Source organism: Extibacter muris (genome assembly GCF_004345005.1).
Lineage (GTDB): Bacteria > Bacillota > Clostridia > Lachnospirales > Lachnospiraceae > Extibacter > Extibacter muris.
The window spans coordinates 96364-109462 of record NZ_SMMX01000006.1; the positions used below are offsets into that span (position 1 = coordinate 96364).

Consider the following 13099-nt stretch of genomic DNA (forward strand, 5'->3'; position numbering starts at 1 on the left):
TACGTTTTCGGCGCGTTTCCAGCTTTTGCCCAGAAACACGCTTATATATTATAGCACCTGCCGTCAAACAAAGTCAATAGATATTTGAATATTATTTATCCCTCCAGATAATCCTTCCTTTTGAGAGGTCGTACGGGGATAATTCCAATGTCACTTTGTCTCCGGGCAGTATCTTTATAAAGTTCATACGCAGCTTTCCGCTGATATGAGCGAGCACCTGGTGCCCGTTCTCAAGCTCTACCTGAAACATGGCATTAGGCAGTTTCTCCACTACTTTTCCTTCAATCTCAATTACGTCAGCTTTTGACATATTATAAATCCTCCTGATTCTCTCTATCCTTATTAAAATTTTTAAGTATCTGTTTTATAGCTGCATCATCTGCTGCTGTCACATCGAACTCCCTCTTGATAGGCTGTATATGCTTTTTTTTCTTCTTTTTCAGCCTTTCGAGAGTTCTAATCCTGCCGTCTGCTAAATATACATATGCATCATCGGTGTCCATTATAACATAAACCTGACCCTTATCATGACCCGCCTTTGATTTTGCTAGCATTCCTGTCTTTACTTCTTCCATATCTGATGTCCTCTTTACTTAAATCATTTCGATAAGGTCAAAAGTTTCGGTTCATCGTCTGTTATCAATACCGTATTTTCGTAATGGGCAGATAAAGCGCCATCCCTCGTGACCACGGTCCAGTCGTCGTCAAGCCAGTCTACTTCCCAGGTACCGGCATTGATCATCGGTTCTATCGCAAGTGTCATTCCTGCTTTGAGCTTCACGCCTTTTCTGTTCATCTCATAATTCGGTATCTCCGGTGCTTCATGCAGATCCGTTCCGATTCCGTGGCCGCACAGGTCACGTACTACCCCATAACCGAAGCTTTCTGCATATCTGCCAATAGCTGCCGAAATTTCAAATAGATAATTGCCTTCTTTTGCGTATTTTATACCTTCAAAGAAGCTTTCCCTAGTAACTTCTTCCAGTTTCGCGGCTTCTCTGCTTATTTCTCCGATTCCGTGCGTCCTCGCGGCATCGGAGTGATATCCCTTATATATGACCCCCGCGTCGAGGCTGACGATATCGCCCTCCTTTAGAATGCGGTGCTTATCTGGTATGCCGTGCACGACTTCTTCATTGACGGATACGCAGATAGATGCGGGATAGCCGTTGTAGTCGAGGAAGGAAGGGATACAGCCATAGCTCCTTATCACTTCCTCCCCGAGTACGTCTATGTCCTTGGTACTCATACCTGGATGTAACGCTTTGGCAAGTTCATCGTGGACGATTTCCAGAATCCGTCCGGCTTCTGTCATCAATTCAATTTCCCTGCCCGATTTTATACTGATTGGCATAACCTACGCTCCTAAGATTTCCACAATTGTCCGGAAGACGTCTTCGATATCCACAGTCCCGTCAACCGTCTTTAATATGCCGGTATCTGTATAGTAGTCAATCAGCGGCTGTGTCTGTTCATGGTATACGCCAAGACGCTTCTCCACAGTTTCCGGCTTGTCATCATCACGGAGGATCAGGCCGCCCCCGCACGTGTCGCAGATGCCGTCCTTCTTCGTCGGCGCATACTCCAGATGATATGTGGCTCCACATGTCACGCAGGCACGGCGCCCACCCATACGGCGTACGATATTCTCGTCCGGCACATCTACATCTATGGCAAAGTCCACCTTCTGCCCGAGCTTTGAGAGCGCTTTATCCAAAGCCTCTGCCTGTGGTATCGTCCTCGGAAAGCCGTCAAGCACATAGCCGTCGCGGCAGTCATCCTGGTTCACACGGTCTACGACCAGGTCCACTACCAGTTCGTCCGGCACAAGCAGCCCCTGATCCATATACGTCTTGGCTTTTTTGCCGAGCTCTGTACCATTCTTAATATTCGCTCTGAAGATATCACCAGTTGAAATGTGAGGAATACTGAATTTCGCGGCAATTTTCTTTGCCTGAGTACCTTTGCCCGCTCCCGGCGCGCCTAACATAATAATTTTCATAATATGTGTTCCTCCTTATAGCATTTTAACCCGCAGAAAAAAATTCTGCGAGTTCAAAATGGTGTTAATTATTTAAAAATCCCTTGTAATTACGTACAAGCATCTGTGATTCTATCTGCTTCAGAGTCTCCAACACAACACTGACGATGATGATAAGCGACGTACCGCCGAACGATACTTTCGCCCCAAGCCAGCCGTTAAAGAATATTGGAACGATCTGTATAAGTACAAGGCCGCATGCTCCGACAAAAATAATATAATTCAATATTCTTGTCAAATATTCAACTGTCGGTTTTCCAGGGCGGATACCCGGTATAAATCCTCCGCTCTTCTTCATGTTGTTTGCTATCTCCAAAGGATTGAATGTAATCGATGTGTAGAAATAGGCAAAAAACACGGTGAGGATGATATATATGAGCAATCCCCAGGAATACTTCAGGTTCTCCGGGTTACACCAGTTCCCCTGATTCATTCCCCGCAGAATCTCGCTGCCGATCCCCGTCCCGCCGTCCTTTCCGAGAAAAGATGCGATTACGATCGGAAACTGCATCAGCGAAGATGCGAATATAATCGGGATGACGCCCGCGGTATTTATCTTCAGCGGAATGTGCGTGGACTGTCCACCGAACGTTTTTCTTCCTACCACCTTCTGTGAGTACTGGACCGCAATTCTTCTCTCACCGTCCTGAAGTACAATGACAAATACGACGAGAGCTATGATGATTGCCAGGATGATGACGACGGCCAGCCCTCCAGAGGCTAGGCTTTTTCCTTTAACGAACTGTTCAAACAGCGTTGTCATGTCGTTTGGAATACGTGAAATGATATTTATCACAAGTACGATAGAGATACCATTTCCGACTCCTTTTTCTGTAATCCTTTCACCAATCCACATCAGGAACGCACTTCCGGCAGTCAGTGTCAGAACTACGATTGCGGCATTTACAAAGTTGTACTCGACAAGCAGTCCTCTCCGTCCAAAACCTACCGCCATCGCCGTAGATTCTACGAGGGCAAGGGCAACCGTGAGGTAACGTGTAATCGCTACAATCTTCTTTCTTCCGTCCTCTCCTTCTTTCTGCATTTCCTCCAGCTTCGGAATCGCTATCGTAAGGAGCTGCATTATGATGGAAGAAGTAATGTATGGTGTAATACTTAGAGCGAACACAGACATCTGCTCAAAGGATCCACCGGTGAAAGCGTTAAACAAGTTAAACGCTTCCCCCGTATTCTGTGCAAAGAAATCTTTGATGTAGCTTGGATCCACACCAGGTGTTGGCAGTTCAGATCCGATTCTTATCACGATTAACATCAAAAATGTATATCCGATTTTTTTGCGAATATCCTTTATTTGAAATGCCTTTCGGAAAGTTTCTAACATTAGATCACCTCTGCTTTTCCACCTAAAGCCTCAATCTTAGCAGCAGCGCCTGCACTGAACGCATTTGCCTGTACTGTAAGCTTCTTCGTCAGCTCCCCGTTGCCAAGGATCTTGACGCCGTCTTTCGGGTTCTTGACGATTCCCTGCTCCAGCAATGTCTCAACTGAAACAACCGAATCGTTATCGAACACTTCAAGAGCGCTTACATTGATACCAACGATATCTTTAGAGTTTCTGTTCGTGAAGCCTCTCTTTGGTATCCTTCTATATAACGGCATCTGGCCACCTTCAAAACCAGGTCTTGTAGCTCCTGAACGAGCTTTCTGGCCTTTATGTCCCTTGCCGGCCGTCTTACCATTTCCAGAGCCGTGTCCACGTCCTCTTCTGAAATTATCACTCTGTTTTGCGCCGTCAGCAGGTCTTAAGTTTGATAAGTCCATTATGACACCTCCTATCTGATTGTTATTTTATGCTTCTTCAACTTTTACCAGGTGACAAACCTGTTTGATCATACCTCTTGTTGCTGCGTTGTCCGGCAGTTCAACTGTCTTGTTCAACTTCTTAAGTCCTAAAGCTTCAACAGTCTTCTTATGCTTTGGTACAGCACCAATTGTAGATTTAACTAATGTGACTTTTAAATTTGCCATTATGATCTACCTCCTTAGCCTAAGATCTCTTCTACAGATTTACCGCGAAGCTTAGCTACTTCTTCCGGAGTCTTCAACTGGCGTAATCCGTCGATCGTAGCAAGAACTACGTTCTGCTTGTTGTTGGAACCAAGAGATTTTGTACGGATGTTCTTGATTCCCGCCATCTCGATTACAGCACGCGCCGGTCCGCCGGCGATAACTCCGGTACCGTCCGGAGCCTTCTTAAGCAATACGGAAGCTCCTCCGAATTTACCGATAAAATCATGTGTAATACTATCGTTTTCATCTAATGCTACAGTAATAAGATTTTTAGCTGCATCTTCTTTTCCTTTGCGGATTGCCTCAGGAATTTCAGTAGCTTTTCCTAAACCTGCACCAACATGGCCGTTTCCGTCGCCTACAACTACTAGAGCTGTGAATCTGAAGTTACGACCACCCTTAACAACCTTGGTAACACGTTTAATTGATACCACTTTTTCATTTAATTCTAATTGACCAGCATCAATTCGTACTTGTTTCATGTGTGCTCCTCCTTCTAGAAATTCAACCCAGCTTCTCTAGCTGCGTCTGCTAATGCCTGAACTTTTCCCTGGTATATAAAGCCGCCTCGGTCAAAGACAACATCTTTAATACCTTTTTCGATCGCTTTTTCCGCAATCACTTTACCTAAATATGCTGCCGCTGCAACGTCGTTGGTTTTTTCCAGGTTTGCTTTCACATCTTTCTGAAGAGTGGAAGCTGCAACCAGAGTGTTGCCAACCGTATCGTCAATAATCTGTGCATACATATGATTATTGCTTCTGAATACGGCTAAACGCGGGCATTCAGACGTACCGCTGAAACGGTTACGTAATTTTCTGTGTTTATTAACACGAACTTTGCTTCTTGACTTTTTGCTAACCATTTTCACACTCTCCTTATTTATTTCTTACCAGTCTTACCAACTTTACGTCTGATAACTTCATCAGCATACTTGATACCTTTGCCCTTGTATGGCTCCGGTCTTCTCTTGTCTCTGATTTCAGCTGCGTATTGGCCTACTTTTTCTTTGTCGATACCTTTGACGATAATCTTGTTCTGGCCTTCCATGACCGTCTCAACACCTTCCGGATCCGTCATTTCTACCGGATGGGAGTATCCAAGATTCAATGTCAGCTTGTTTCCTGATTTTGCCGCCCTGTATCCAACACCGTTCACTTCCAGAACCTTCTGGTATCCGTCCGTTACACCTACAACCATGTTGTTGACGAGTGTTCTTGTAAGACCATGTAAAGATTTCATCTTCTTCAAGTCATTCGGTCTTGTAACAACGATTGTATCGCCTTCCTGCTTGATTTCCATCTCTACAGGAAGCTCTTTTTCAAGGGTTCCCTTCGGACCTTTAACAGTCACTTTATTATTCTCTGCAATCTCAACAGTTACACCTGTCGGAACTGCAATTGGCAGTCTTCCTATACGTGACATACCTTTTCCTCCTTAACTTAAATTCTCGGAACGGGAGCTTTGCCCGCTCTGTTTTCAGTTGCATTGAGCACTTGGTGAGGTTCTCTCGAACCTAGTGCGAAAGCACACCCGGTCCACTTGGTGAGGTTCTTTCGGACCTAGTGGCTGTGGTGTTACCTCTTTCACCCATTGCATGCTACCAGATGAAAGCCAATACTTCTCCGCCTACGCCGAGCTTTCTTGCTTCTTTATCTGTGATGACGCCCTGGTTTGTCGAAATGATCGCTGTTCCGAGTCCGCCTAATACTTTAGGAAGCTCGGTGCTGTTAGCGTACACACGAAGACCTGGTTTAGAGATTCTCTTAAGTCCTGTGATAACTTTCTCATTCTTGTCTGCACCGTATTTTAATGTGATGTGGATTGTCTTGAACACGCCGTCTTCTACGATGTCATATTTCTGGATATATCCCTCATCTAACAAGATGTTAGCAATTGCAGTCTTCATCTTCGATGCAGGTACATCTACTGTATCATGTTTAGCAGTATTCGCATTACGGATTCTCGTAAGCATATCTGCGATTGGATCACTCATAGTCATGTGAATTGTCCTCCTTCCTCTTACCAGCTTGCTTTCTTAACGCCTGGAATCTGTCCTTTATATGCCAACTCGCGGAAGCAAACACGGCAGATTCCATATTTTCTTAAATATGCGTGCGGACGTCCGCAGATTCTGCAACGATTGTATTCTCTTGTGGAGAACTTCTGCTTACGCTGCTGTTTTACTTTCATTGCTCTCTTAGCCATAATTTACCTCCTTATTTTGTAAATGGCATGTTGAACTGTGTTAACAATTCACGCGCCTCTTCGTCTGTCCTTGCAGTTGTAACAAAGATGATATCCATCCCTCTCACCTTATCTATCTTATCGTACTCAATCTCAGGGAAGATGAGCTGCTCCTTGATGCCAAGGGCATAGTTCCCTCTGCCGTCAAACGCATTCGGGTTGACCCCTCTGAAGTCACGTACACGAGGTAATGCAAGGTTGATCAGACGGTCAACAAATTCATACATCTTTTCTCCTCTTAAAGTAACTTTACATCCGATTGGCATTCCTTCTCTTAACTTGAAGTTCGCTACAGATTTCTTCGCTTTACAGATAACTGCTTTCTGTCCTGTAATCTTCTCCAGGTCAGCTACTGCCGACTCCAAGATCTTCGCATTGTCTTTTGCCTCGCCAACACCCATGTTTATAACAACTTTTTCAAGTTTTGGCACTTCCATAATATTTTTATAACCGAACTTTTTATTCATCGCTTCGATGATTTCGTTCTGGTAATGTTCTTTCAGTCTACTCAAAGCCATGGACCTCCTTCCTCAAATTAATCAATCACTTCGCCTGTTGATTTCGCGTAACGTACTTTCTTATCGCCTTCCATCTTGAATCCGACCCTAGTGGCCTGACCCTTGTGGACATACATTACATTAGAAACATCGATAGGTCCTTCCTGATGGACGATGCCGCCATTCTGATTAGAAGCACTGGGTTTCGTGTGCTTTGTCAGCATGTTGACTCCTTCAACGACGACCTTACCGTCTTTCTGGTTAACGGCTACTACTTTGCCTTCTTTGTCTTTATCTTTACCGGCAATCACCTTTACCGTGTCGCCTTTTTTAATTTTTAACATTGACATCTTACGCGCACCTCCTTATAGTACTTCCGGAGCCAGGGATACAATTCTCATGAACTGCTTCTCACGGAGCTCTCTTGCTACTGGCCCGAAGATACGGGTTCCTCTTGGTGTCTTGTCATCTTTTATAATAACAGCAGCATTTTCGTCAAAACGGATATAAGAACCGTCCTTGCGGCGAGTACTTTTTACAGTACGAACAACTACAGCTTTTACTACATCGCCTTTTTTAACAACGCCGCCTGGTGTTGCATCTTTAACAGTCGCAACGATTATGTCGCCGATGCTTGCATATCTTCTTGTCGAGCCGCCAAGCACACGGATGCACAGTAACTCTTTGGCACCTGTATTGTCTGCTACTTTAAGTCTGCTTTCTTGCTGTATCATGCAGGTTTCCCTCCTTATACTATTTAACTTTTTCCATAACTTCTACAAGTCTCCATCTCTTGTCTTTAGACAGAGGTCTTGTTTCCATAACTTTTACTTTGTCGCCAATGTTGCATTCATTTGCTTCATCATGTGCTTTCAGCTTGTATGTTCTCTTTACGATCTTCTTGTAAAGCGGATGTTTTACATGATCTTCTACTGCAACTACTATGGTCTTATCCATTTTATTGCTGACAACCTTGCCCACGCGGGTTTTTCTAAGATTTCTTTCCACAGTTTATGCTCCTTTCCGGATTATTCCGCAGCATTTGCCTTCTCAGTAATTACTGTCTGAATTCTGGCAATGTTTCTTCTTACTTCTTTAATTCTGCTTGTATTGTCTAACTGGTTTGTTGCGTTCTGGAATCTTAAGTTAAAAAGTTCCTTCTTAGCAGCTACTAATTCTTCATTCAGCTCTGCAGCTGATTTTGTTTTTAAATCTTCTACAAATGCATTAATTTTCACTGTTATCACCGCCTTCTAAGTCTGCGCGAGAAACTACTTTACATTTACATGGCAGCTTGTGGGTCGCCAGACGAAGCGCTTCCCTTGCAACTTCTTCGGATACGCCCGCGATTTCAAACATGACGCGGCCTGGCTTGACAACTGCTACCCAGTACTCTAAGGTTCCTTTACCAGAACCCATACGTGTTTCAGCTGGTTTCGTAGTTACAGGTTTATCAGGGAATATTTTAATCCATACTTTACCGCCACGCTTGATATAACGTGTCATAGCGATACGGGCCGCCTCTATCTGGTTGGAACGAATCCAGCAAGGCTCCATAGCAACGATACCATATTCACCGTTTGTAATCTTGTTTCCACGAAGCGCTTTCCCTTTCATGGAACCACGGAATTGTTTACGACGTTTAACTCTTTTTGGCATTAACATTATTTATCGCTCCCTTCCTTTGCTGCTTTTTCCGGAAGAACTTCGCCTTTGTAAATCCATACCTTCACACCAACTTTGCCGTAGGTAGTGTTAGCCTCAGCGAATCCGTAGTCAATGTCTGCTCTCAGTGTCTGAAGAGGAATCGTACCCTCGCTGTAGAACTCTGTACGGGCCATATCTGCTCCGCCGAGCCTTCCTGATACGGAAGTCTTAACACCGAGCGCTCCTGATTTCATAGTTCTGGACATGCAGGATTTCATTGCACGTCTGAAAGATATACGGTTCTCCAGCTGCTGCGCAATGTTCTCAGCTACGAGCTGAGCATCTTTGTCCGGTCTCTTGATTTCTTTGATATCTACAACTAATTTCTTATCCGTGAACTGCCTAAGCTCGCCTTTCACTTTCTCAATCTCAGATCCGCCTTTACCGATTACGACACCTGGCTTAGCTGTATAGATGATAATCTTCACACGGTCGGATGCTCTCTCGATTTCAATATCGGAGATACCTGCGCTGTATAATCTTTTCTTAAGATACGTTCTGATTTCATGGTCTTCCACAAGGTAATCGGCGAACTCTTTTTCTGCATACCACTTAGAATCCCAATCTTTAATAATGCCGACTCTTAAACCATGAGGATTAACTTTCTGTCCCATGTCTGCCCTCCTTATCTTTCATCAAGCACAAGTGTGATGTGGCTCATTCGTTTCTCGATTCTGTAAGCCCTTCCCTGCGCTCTAGGTCTGATTCTCTTCATTGTTGGTCCTTTGTTTGCATAAGCTTCTGCAATGTAAAGGTTCTCAGCGTTCATGCCGTTGTTGTTCTCAGCATTAGCGATTGCAGATTCTAATAATTTCTTTATTAAGCTGGAAGCATATCTTGGATTGTATGTTAAAATACCAAGTGCTGTCGTTACATCCTTGCCTCTGATGGCATCTAATACGAAACATGCTTTCTGGACAGAAACTCTTGCATAAGATAACTTTGCAGAAGGTCTTGTGTCTTTGTTAGCATTTCTCTCTCTCTTGATTTGGGATCTGTGTCCTTTTGCCATGGATGAACCCTCCTTTCGAATATATGGTTACTATCTTACTTTAGATTTCTTTTCGTCTTTTCCATGTCCTCTGTATGTCCTTGTCGCAACAAACTCACCGAGCTTGTGTCCGACCATATCCTCTGTCACATATACAGGTACATGTTTTCTTCCGTCATGAACGGCTATTGTATGTCCAACCATGCTTGGGAAGATTGTAGAGCGGCGGGACCAAGTCTTGATGACAGACTTATCTCCGGCTGCGTTCATTGCGTCAACCTTCTTGAGCAGGCTTGCGTCTGCGAATGGTCCTTTTTTAATAGAACGTGACATAAGTTCTAACCTCCTTGAAAACTGAATTATTTAATCGCTTTACCATCTCTTCTTCTTACAATCATCTTGTTAGAAGCTTTGTTTTTCTTTCTCGTCTTAAGACCAAGCGCTGGCTTGCCCCAAGGTGTACATGGACCCGGACGTCCGATTCCCGTCTTACCTTCACCACCACCGTGCGGATGGTCATTCGGGTTCATGACAGAACCACGTACGGTAGGTCTGAAGCCCATATGACGCTTACGTCCTGCTTTACCGATATTGATCAGGTTGTGGTCTCCGTTTCCTACGACGCCTACAGATGCTCTGCAGATGATCGGGACCATTCTCATCTCGCCTGACGGAAGTCTCAGAGTTGCATATTTTCCTTCTTTGGCCATCAGCTGTGCGCTGTTGCCTGCGGAACGAACGAGCTGTCCGCCTTTTCCCGGATACATCTCCACGTTGTGGATCTGTGTACCTACCGGAATCTCAGAAAGAGGAAGGCAGTTGCCGGCTTTCACCTCTGCTTCAGGACCGTTCATGACCTTCATGCCCGCTTTTAACCCTTCCGGTGCAAGGATGTAGGCTTTCTCGCCGTCCGCGTAGCAGATCAGTGCGATGTTGGCTGTCCTGTTCGGATCGTACTCGATTCCTACTACAGTGGCCGGAATACCGTCTTTCTTTCTCTTGAAGTCGATGATTCTATATTTTTTCTTAGCTCCGCCTCCGCGATGTCTAACTGTTATCTTACCTTGATTATTACGTCCTGCCTGTCTGCTCTTTGGAGCTAACAGAGATTTCTCTGGAGTTGTCTTCGTGATTTCCGCGAAATCAGACCCAGTCATCTGTCTTCTGGAAGGCGTATATGGGTTATATGTTTTGATTCCCATGATTACTTCTCCTTTCAATACTTGTTTAATGTCACGGTTGCTATCCGTATAATGAACATTTAACTAGGTGTATTCGAGTTTAGCGTGAAAATACACCCGGTCCACTTAGCGAGGTTCTTTCGAACTTAGCGGCTGTGGTGTTACCTCTTAACTTCAGTCGGCGCTGACGCTTGGCTTTCGTCAAGTGTCCAGTGCCTACAGCCCCTCGAAAATCTCGATATCTTTGCTGTCCTCCGTAAGCTGGACAACTGCTTTCTTTGTCTTTGCAGTCATACCGAACTTCATCGTACCGCGCACTCTTTTTTTCTTTCCTGCCTGGTTCATCGTGTTGACACTCTTCACCTTGGCACCGTCGAACATCTTCTCGACAGCTTCTTTTACCTGAGACTTTGTAGCCTGCGGGTGTACAAGGAACGTATATTTCTTCTCTCCCATAAGCTCCATGCTCTTCTCCGTAACTACCGGTTTAAGGATTACATCATAATATTTAATATCAGCCATTATGCGTACACCTCCTCGATGCCGGCAACAGCAGCTTTCGTTGCGATTACCGTGTTGTATTTTAAGACATCATACACATTGATCGTATTAGTCTTTGCCGTCTTGATGTCCGCTACGTTTCTTGCTGACAGTTCAACATTTCTATTGCCGTCTTCTAATACTACTAATGCTTTAGATACATTCAGGTTCTTCATTACGTTTACAAAATTCTTTGTCTTGATCTCGTCAAATGAGATTTCATCGACAACGATGAACTTCTTCTCTTCCACTTTAGAAGTAAGGGCAGATTTCAGAGCAGCCCTCTTCTCTTTCTTGTTCATCTTGAATGAATAATCTCTCGGCGTCGGGGCGAATACAACTCCACCGCCTGTCCATTGAGGAGCTCTGGTAGACCCCTGTCTTGCGTGACCGGTCCCTTTCTGCCTCCATGGTTTTCTTCCGCCGCCGGAAACTTCAGAACGTGTCTTAGCTTTCTGTGTTCCCTGACGTTTATTTGCAAGCTGACTTACAACTGCCATGTGTACGAGGTGCTCGTTAACTTCCACACCAAATACCGCATCGTTCAAGTCGATTGTGCCAACTTCTTTACCTTCGATATTATAAACAGATACGTTTGCCATCTCTAGTTTCCTCCTTCCTGAGTCCAAGCTTAGACTGCTTTGACTGCTTCTTTAATTGTTACTAAAGATTTCTTCGGTCCCGGTACGGAACCTTTTACTAAGAGCAGATTGTTCTCAGCATCCACGCGTACAACTTCCAGATTCTGAATCGTAATCCTCTTGCTTCCCATATGTCCAGGCATCTTCTTGCCTTTGAATACCTTGCTCGGGTCAGAAGCAGCACCGTTGGAACCTGCGTGGCGATGGAACTTGGAACCATGTGTCATCGGCCCTCTGTGCTGGTTATGTCTCTTGATTGCACCCTGGAAGCCTTTACCCTTTGATATCGCTGTCGCGTCAATCTTGTCGCCAGCTGCAAAGATGTCAGCTTTGATTTCCTGCGCAAGCTCATATTCAGATGCATTTTCAAATTTGAACTCTCTTACAAATCTCTTGCCGGATACTCCAGCTTTTGCAAAATGTCCCTGCTCTGCTTTTGTCACTCCATGGCGGTGAACGATCTCTTTCTTGCCGCTCTTGTCTTTGTTGACAGTTTTGTCTTTCTTATCAACGAAGCCGACCTGCACTGCATCGTAACCGTCATTCTCAGCCGTCTTAACCTGTGTTACGACACAAGGTCCGGCCTGAAGCACCGTTACAGGTGTAAGCGAACCGTCTTCGTTGAAGATCTGAGTCATTCCGACTTTCGTAGCTAAAATAGCTTTCTTCATTATAATTACCTCCTGTGATTTACAGCGGAACGCCGCTTTGGACGTTCATCCTAAATTTTAGGAATTACTGCGTCTTATTTGTTTTTCATTTTGATATCGATGTACACGCCTGCCGGCATCTCCAGTCTGGATAATGCATCTACAGTCTTCTGTGTAGGCGTGATGATATCGATGAGTCTCTTATGAGTCCTCTGCTCGAACTGCTCTCTCGAATCTTTGTACTTGTGAACCGCTCTTAAGATTGTGACTACTTCCTTCTTAGTAGGAAGTGGTACCGGTCCGCTCACCTGTGATCCATTTTTCTTTACAGTTTCGATGATTTTCTTTGCGGATGCATCAACGAGCTGATGGTCATACGCTTTCAATGTGATTCTCATTACTTGACTTGCCATAAAAAAAGTCGCCTCCTTTTCGTACTTATAACTTCAGTACGACAAGCGGTGACTGTACACTCTCCCGTGTGTGTCGTGAGAAACTCACACGTTGTTACCACATCCCAGTGGCCGTTATAGTTCGTACAGTGACTTGTCGCCAGTTTCCTAACTTGACATT

26 protein-coding genes are annotated in these 13099 nt (G+C 44.6%); all 26 read right to left on the minus strand.

All coding sequences use genetic code 11. From position 1 onward, the window contains the following. Positions 1 to 91: 91 nt before the first annotated feature. Positions 92 to 310: a translation initiation factor IF-1 gene (gene infA, locus E1963_RS08855; RefSeq protein ID WP_006445018.1), complete on the minus strand. Its 219-nt coding sequence runs from the start codon at positions 308 to 310 to the stop codon at positions 92 to 94. Position 311: 1 nt separating this feature from the next. Further along, positions 312 to 575: a KOW domain-containing RNA-binding protein gene (locus tag E1963_RS08860; RefSeq protein ID WP_132277236.1), complete on the minus strand. Its 264-nt coding sequence runs from the start codon at positions 573 to 575 to the stop codon at positions 312 to 314. Between the two features lie 23 nt (positions 576 to 598). Beyond that, positions 599 to 1354, minus strand: coding sequence for a type I methionyl aminopeptidase (map, locus tag E1963_RS08865; protein ID WP_132277238.1), 756 nt, complete (start codon positions 1352 to 1354; stop codon positions 599 to 601). 3 nt (positions 1355 to 1357) lie between these two features. Continuing rightward, a complete protein-coding gene (locus E1963_RS08870; RefSeq protein WP_132277240.1) occupies positions 1358 to 2002 on the minus strand; it encodes an adenylate kinase in 645 nt (214 codons plus the stop codon). Between the two features lie 64 nt (positions 2003 to 2066). Further along, positions 2067 to 3383, minus strand: a complete 1317-nt coding sequence (gene secY / locus E1963_RS08875) for a preprotein translocase subunit SecY (RefSeq protein ID WP_132277242.1) — start codon at positions 3381 to 3383, stop codon at positions 2067 to 2069. Then, on the minus strand, positions 3383 to 3823 hold the full coding sequence (rplO, locus tag E1963_RS08880) for a 50S ribosomal protein L15 (protein WP_132277244.1): 441 nt from the start codon (positions 3821 to 3823) through the stop codon (positions 3383 to 3385). The genes secY and rplO overlap by 1 nt, the downstream gene beginning before the upstream one ends. Positions 3824 to 3850: 27 nt before the next feature. Further along, on the minus strand, positions 3851 to 4030 hold the full coding sequence (gene rpmD, locus E1963_RS08885) for a 50S ribosomal protein L30 (RefSeq protein WP_049729980.1): 180 nt from the start codon (positions 4028 to 4030) through the stop codon (positions 3851 to 3853). A 14-nt stretch (positions 4031 to 4044) separates the two neighbouring features. Then, positions 4045 to 4554 (minus strand): 30S ribosomal protein S5, encoded by a 510-nt coding sequence (gene rpsE / locus E1963_RS08890; protein WP_006445011.1) that lies wholly within the window; start codon positions 4552 to 4554, stop codon positions 4045 to 4047. A gap of 14 nt (positions 4555 to 4568) precedes the next feature. Further along, positions 4569 to 4937: a 50S ribosomal protein L18 gene (gene rplR, locus E1963_RS08895; protein ID WP_066572558.1), complete on the minus strand. Its 369-nt coding sequence runs from the start codon at positions 4935 to 4937 to the stop codon at positions 4569 to 4571. A 17-nt stretch (positions 4938 to 4954) separates the two neighbouring features. Then, a complete protein-coding gene (gene rplF, locus E1963_RS08900; protein ID WP_132277246.1) occupies positions 4955 to 5497 on the minus strand; it encodes a 50S ribosomal protein L6 in 543 nt (180 codons plus the stop codon). 175 nt (positions 5498 to 5672) lie between these two features. Next, positions 5673 to 6074, minus strand: a complete 402-nt coding sequence (rpsH, locus tag E1963_RS08905; RefSeq protein WP_132277248.1) for a 30S ribosomal protein S8 — start codon at positions 6072 to 6074, stop codon at positions 5673 to 5675. 20 nt (positions 6075 to 6094) lie between these two features. Next, positions 6095 to 6280 (minus strand): type Z 30S ribosomal protein S14, encoded by a 186-nt coding sequence (locus E1963_RS08910; protein ID WP_132277250.1) that lies wholly within the window; start codon positions 6278 to 6280, stop codon positions 6095 to 6097. Positions 6281 to 6291: 11 nt separating this feature from the next. Beyond that, positions 6292 to 6831: a 50S ribosomal protein L5 gene (gene rplE, locus E1963_RS08915; protein ID WP_132277252.1), complete on the minus strand. Its 540-nt coding sequence runs from the start codon at positions 6829 to 6831 to the stop codon at positions 6292 to 6294. Positions 6832 to 6854: 23 nt separating this feature from the next. Continuing rightward, positions 6855 to 7166 carry a 50S ribosomal protein L24 gene (gene rplX, locus E1963_RS08920; protein ID WP_132277254.1) on the minus strand — a complete coding sequence of 104 codons (312 nt, stop codon included), beginning with the start codon at positions 7164 to 7166 and terminating at the stop codon, positions 6855 to 6857. 15 nt (positions 7167 to 7181) lie between these two features. Next, on the minus strand, positions 7182 to 7550 hold the full coding sequence (gene rplN, locus E1963_RS08925) for a 50S ribosomal protein L14 (RefSeq protein ID WP_066572543.1): 369 nt from the start codon (positions 7548 to 7550) through the stop codon (positions 7182 to 7184). A gap of 19 nt (positions 7551 to 7569) precedes the next feature. After that, positions 7570 to 7824: a 30S ribosomal protein S17 gene (gene rpsQ / locus E1963_RS08930; RefSeq protein ID WP_006445004.1), complete on the minus strand. Its 255-nt coding sequence runs from the start codon at positions 7822 to 7824 to the stop codon at positions 7570 to 7572. Positions 7825 to 7844: 20 nt separating this feature from the next. Continuing rightward, positions 7845 to 8054, minus strand: coding sequence for a 50S ribosomal protein L29 (rpmC, locus tag E1963_RS08935; RefSeq protein ID WP_006445003.1), 210 nt, complete (start codon positions 8052 to 8054; stop codon positions 7845 to 7847). Next, a complete protein-coding gene (gene rplP / locus E1963_RS08940; RefSeq protein WP_006445002.1) occupies positions 8044 to 8481 on the minus strand; it encodes a 50S ribosomal protein L16 in 438 nt (145 codons plus the stop codon). Before rplP ends, rpmC begins: the two co-directional genes overlap by 11 nt. Beyond that, positions 8481 to 9137, minus strand: coding sequence for a 30S ribosomal protein S3 (gene rpsC, locus E1963_RS08945; protein ID WP_066572540.1), 657 nt, complete (start codon positions 9135 to 9137; stop codon positions 8481 to 8483). Before rpsC ends, rplP begins: the two co-directional genes overlap by 1 nt. An 11-nt stretch (positions 9138 to 9148) precedes the next feature. Continuing rightward, positions 9149 to 9535 carry a 50S ribosomal protein L22 gene (gene rplV / locus E1963_RS08950; RefSeq protein WP_004607294.1) on the minus strand — a complete coding sequence of 129 codons (387 nt, stop codon included), beginning with the start codon at positions 9533 to 9535 and terminating at the stop codon, positions 9149 to 9151. 30 nt (positions 9536 to 9565) lie between these two features. Beyond that, complete coding sequence (gene rpsS, locus E1963_RS08955; protein WP_066572538.1) at positions 9566 to 9847, minus strand: 30S ribosomal protein S19; 282 nt, start codon at positions 9845 to 9847, stop codon at positions 9566 to 9568. A 26-nt stretch (positions 9848 to 9873) separates the two neighbouring features. Continuing rightward, complete coding sequence (rplB, locus tag E1963_RS08960) at positions 9874 to 10716, minus strand: 50S ribosomal protein L2 (protein WP_066572536.1); 843 nt, start codon at positions 10714 to 10716, stop codon at positions 9874 to 9876. A 195-nt stretch (positions 10717 to 10911) separates the two neighbouring features. Continuing rightward, positions 10912 to 11217, minus strand: coding sequence for a 50S ribosomal protein L23 (rplW, locus tag E1963_RS08965; RefSeq protein ID WP_049729971.1), 306 nt, complete (start codon positions 11215 to 11217; stop codon positions 10912 to 10914). Next, complete coding sequence (gene rplD / locus E1963_RS08970) at positions 11217 to 11837, minus strand: 50S ribosomal protein L4 (protein WP_132277256.1); 621 nt, start codon at positions 11835 to 11837, stop codon at positions 11217 to 11219. Before rplD ends, rplW begins: the two co-directional genes overlap by 1 nt. A gap of 29 nt (positions 11838 to 11866) precedes the next feature. Next, the gene (rplC, locus tag E1963_RS08975) at positions 11867 to 12547 is read right to left on the minus strand and encodes a 50S ribosomal protein L3 (protein ID WP_066572530.1); all 681 of its coding nucleotides are present in this window, start codon (positions 12545 to 12547) and stop codon (positions 11867 to 11869) included. A 74-nt stretch (positions 12548 to 12621) separates the two neighbouring features. Next, positions 12622 to 12939: a 30S ribosomal protein S10 gene (gene rpsJ / locus E1963_RS08980; RefSeq protein WP_004607300.1), complete on the minus strand. Its 318-nt coding sequence runs from the start codon at positions 12937 to 12939 to the stop codon at positions 12622 to 12624. Positions 12940 to 13099 lie beyond the last annotated feature (160 nt).

Excerpts from the sequence above, each read along its gene's own strand:
- infA (WP_006445018.1), bottom strand. The coding sequence starts at position 310 with ATGTCAAAAGCTGACGTAATTGAGATTGAAGGAAAAGTAGTGGAGAAA.
- E1963_RS08860 (WP_132277236.1), bottom strand. The coding sequence starts at position 575 with ATGGAAGAAGTAAAGACAGGAATGCTAGCAAAATCAAAGGCGGGTCAT.
- map (WP_132277238.1), bottom strand. The coding sequence starts at position 1,354 with ATGCCAATCAGTATAAAATCGGGCAGGGAAATTGAATTGATGACAGAA.
- E1963_RS08870 (WP_132277240.1), bottom strand. The coding sequence starts at position 2,002 with ATGAAAATTATTATGTTAGGCGCGCCGGGAGCGGGCAAAGGTACTCAG.
- secY (WP_132277242.1), bottom strand. The coding sequence starts at position 3,383 with ATGTTAGAAACTTTCCGAAAGGCATTTCAAATAAAGGATATTCGCAAA.
- rplO (WP_132277244.1), bottom strand. The coding sequence starts at position 3,823 with ATGGACTTATCAAACTTAAGACCTGCTGACGGCGCAAAACAGAGTGAT.
- rpmD (WP_049729980.1), bottom strand. The coding sequence starts at position 4,030 with ATGGCAAATTTAAAAGTCACATTAGTTAAATCTACAATTGGTGCTGTA.
- rpsE (WP_006445011.1), bottom strand. The coding sequence starts at position 4,554 with ATGAAACAAGTACGAATTGATGCTGGTCAATTAGAATTAAATGAAAAA.
- rplR (WP_066572558.1), bottom strand. The coding sequence starts at position 4,937 with ATGGTTAGCAAAAAGTCAAGAAGCAAAGTTCGTGTTAATAAACACAGA.
- rplF (WP_132277246.1), bottom strand. The coding sequence starts at position 5,497 with ATGTCACGTATAGGAAGACTGCCAATTGCAGTTCCGACAGGTGTAACT.
- rpsH (WP_132277248.1), bottom strand. The coding sequence starts at position 6,074 with ATGACTATGAGTGATCCAATCGCAGATATGCTTACGAGAATCCGTAAT.
- E1963_RS08910 (WP_132277250.1), bottom strand. The coding sequence starts at position 6,280 with ATGGCTAAGAGAGCAATGAAAGTAAAACAGCAGCGTAAGCAGAAGTTC.
- rplX (WP_132277254.1), bottom strand. The coding sequence starts at position 7,166 with ATGTCAATGTTAAAAATTAAAAAAGGCGACACGGTAAAGGTGATTGCC.
- rplN (WP_066572543.1), bottom strand. The coding sequence starts at position 7,550 with ATGATACAGCAAGAAAGCAGACTTAAAGTAGCAGACAATACAGGTGCC.
- rplP (WP_006445002.1), bottom strand. The coding sequence starts at position 8,481 with ATGTTAATGCCAAAAAGAGTTAAACGTCGTAAACAATTCCGTGGTTCC.
- rpsC (WP_066572540.1), bottom strand. The coding sequence starts at position 9,137 with ATGGGACAGAAAGTTAATCCTCATGGTTTAAGAGTCGGCATTATTAAA.
- rplV (WP_004607294.1), bottom strand. The coding sequence starts at position 9,535 with ATGGCAAAAGGACACAGATCCCAAATCAAGAGAGAGAGAAATGCTAAC.
- rpsS (WP_066572538.1), bottom strand. The coding sequence starts at position 9,847 with ATGTCACGTTCTATTAAAAAAGGACCATTCGCAGACGCAAGCCTGCTC.
- rplB (WP_066572536.1), bottom strand. The coding sequence starts at position 10,716 with ATGGGAATCAAAACATATAACCCATATACGCCTTCCAGAAGACAGATG.
- rplW (WP_049729971.1), bottom strand. The coding sequence starts at position 11,217 with ATGGCTGATATTAAATATTATGATGTAATCCTTAAACCGGTAGTTACG.
- rplD (WP_132277256.1), bottom strand. The coding sequence starts at position 11,837 with ATGGCAAACGTATCTGTTTATAATATCGAAGGTAAAGAAGTTGGCACA.
- rplC (WP_066572530.1), bottom strand. The coding sequence starts at position 12,547 with ATGAAGAAAGCTATTTTAGCTACGAAAGTCGGAATGACTCAGATCTTC.
- rpsJ (WP_004607300.1), bottom strand. The coding sequence starts at position 12,939 with ATGGCAAGTCAAGTAATGAGAATCACATTGAAAGCGTATGACCATCAG.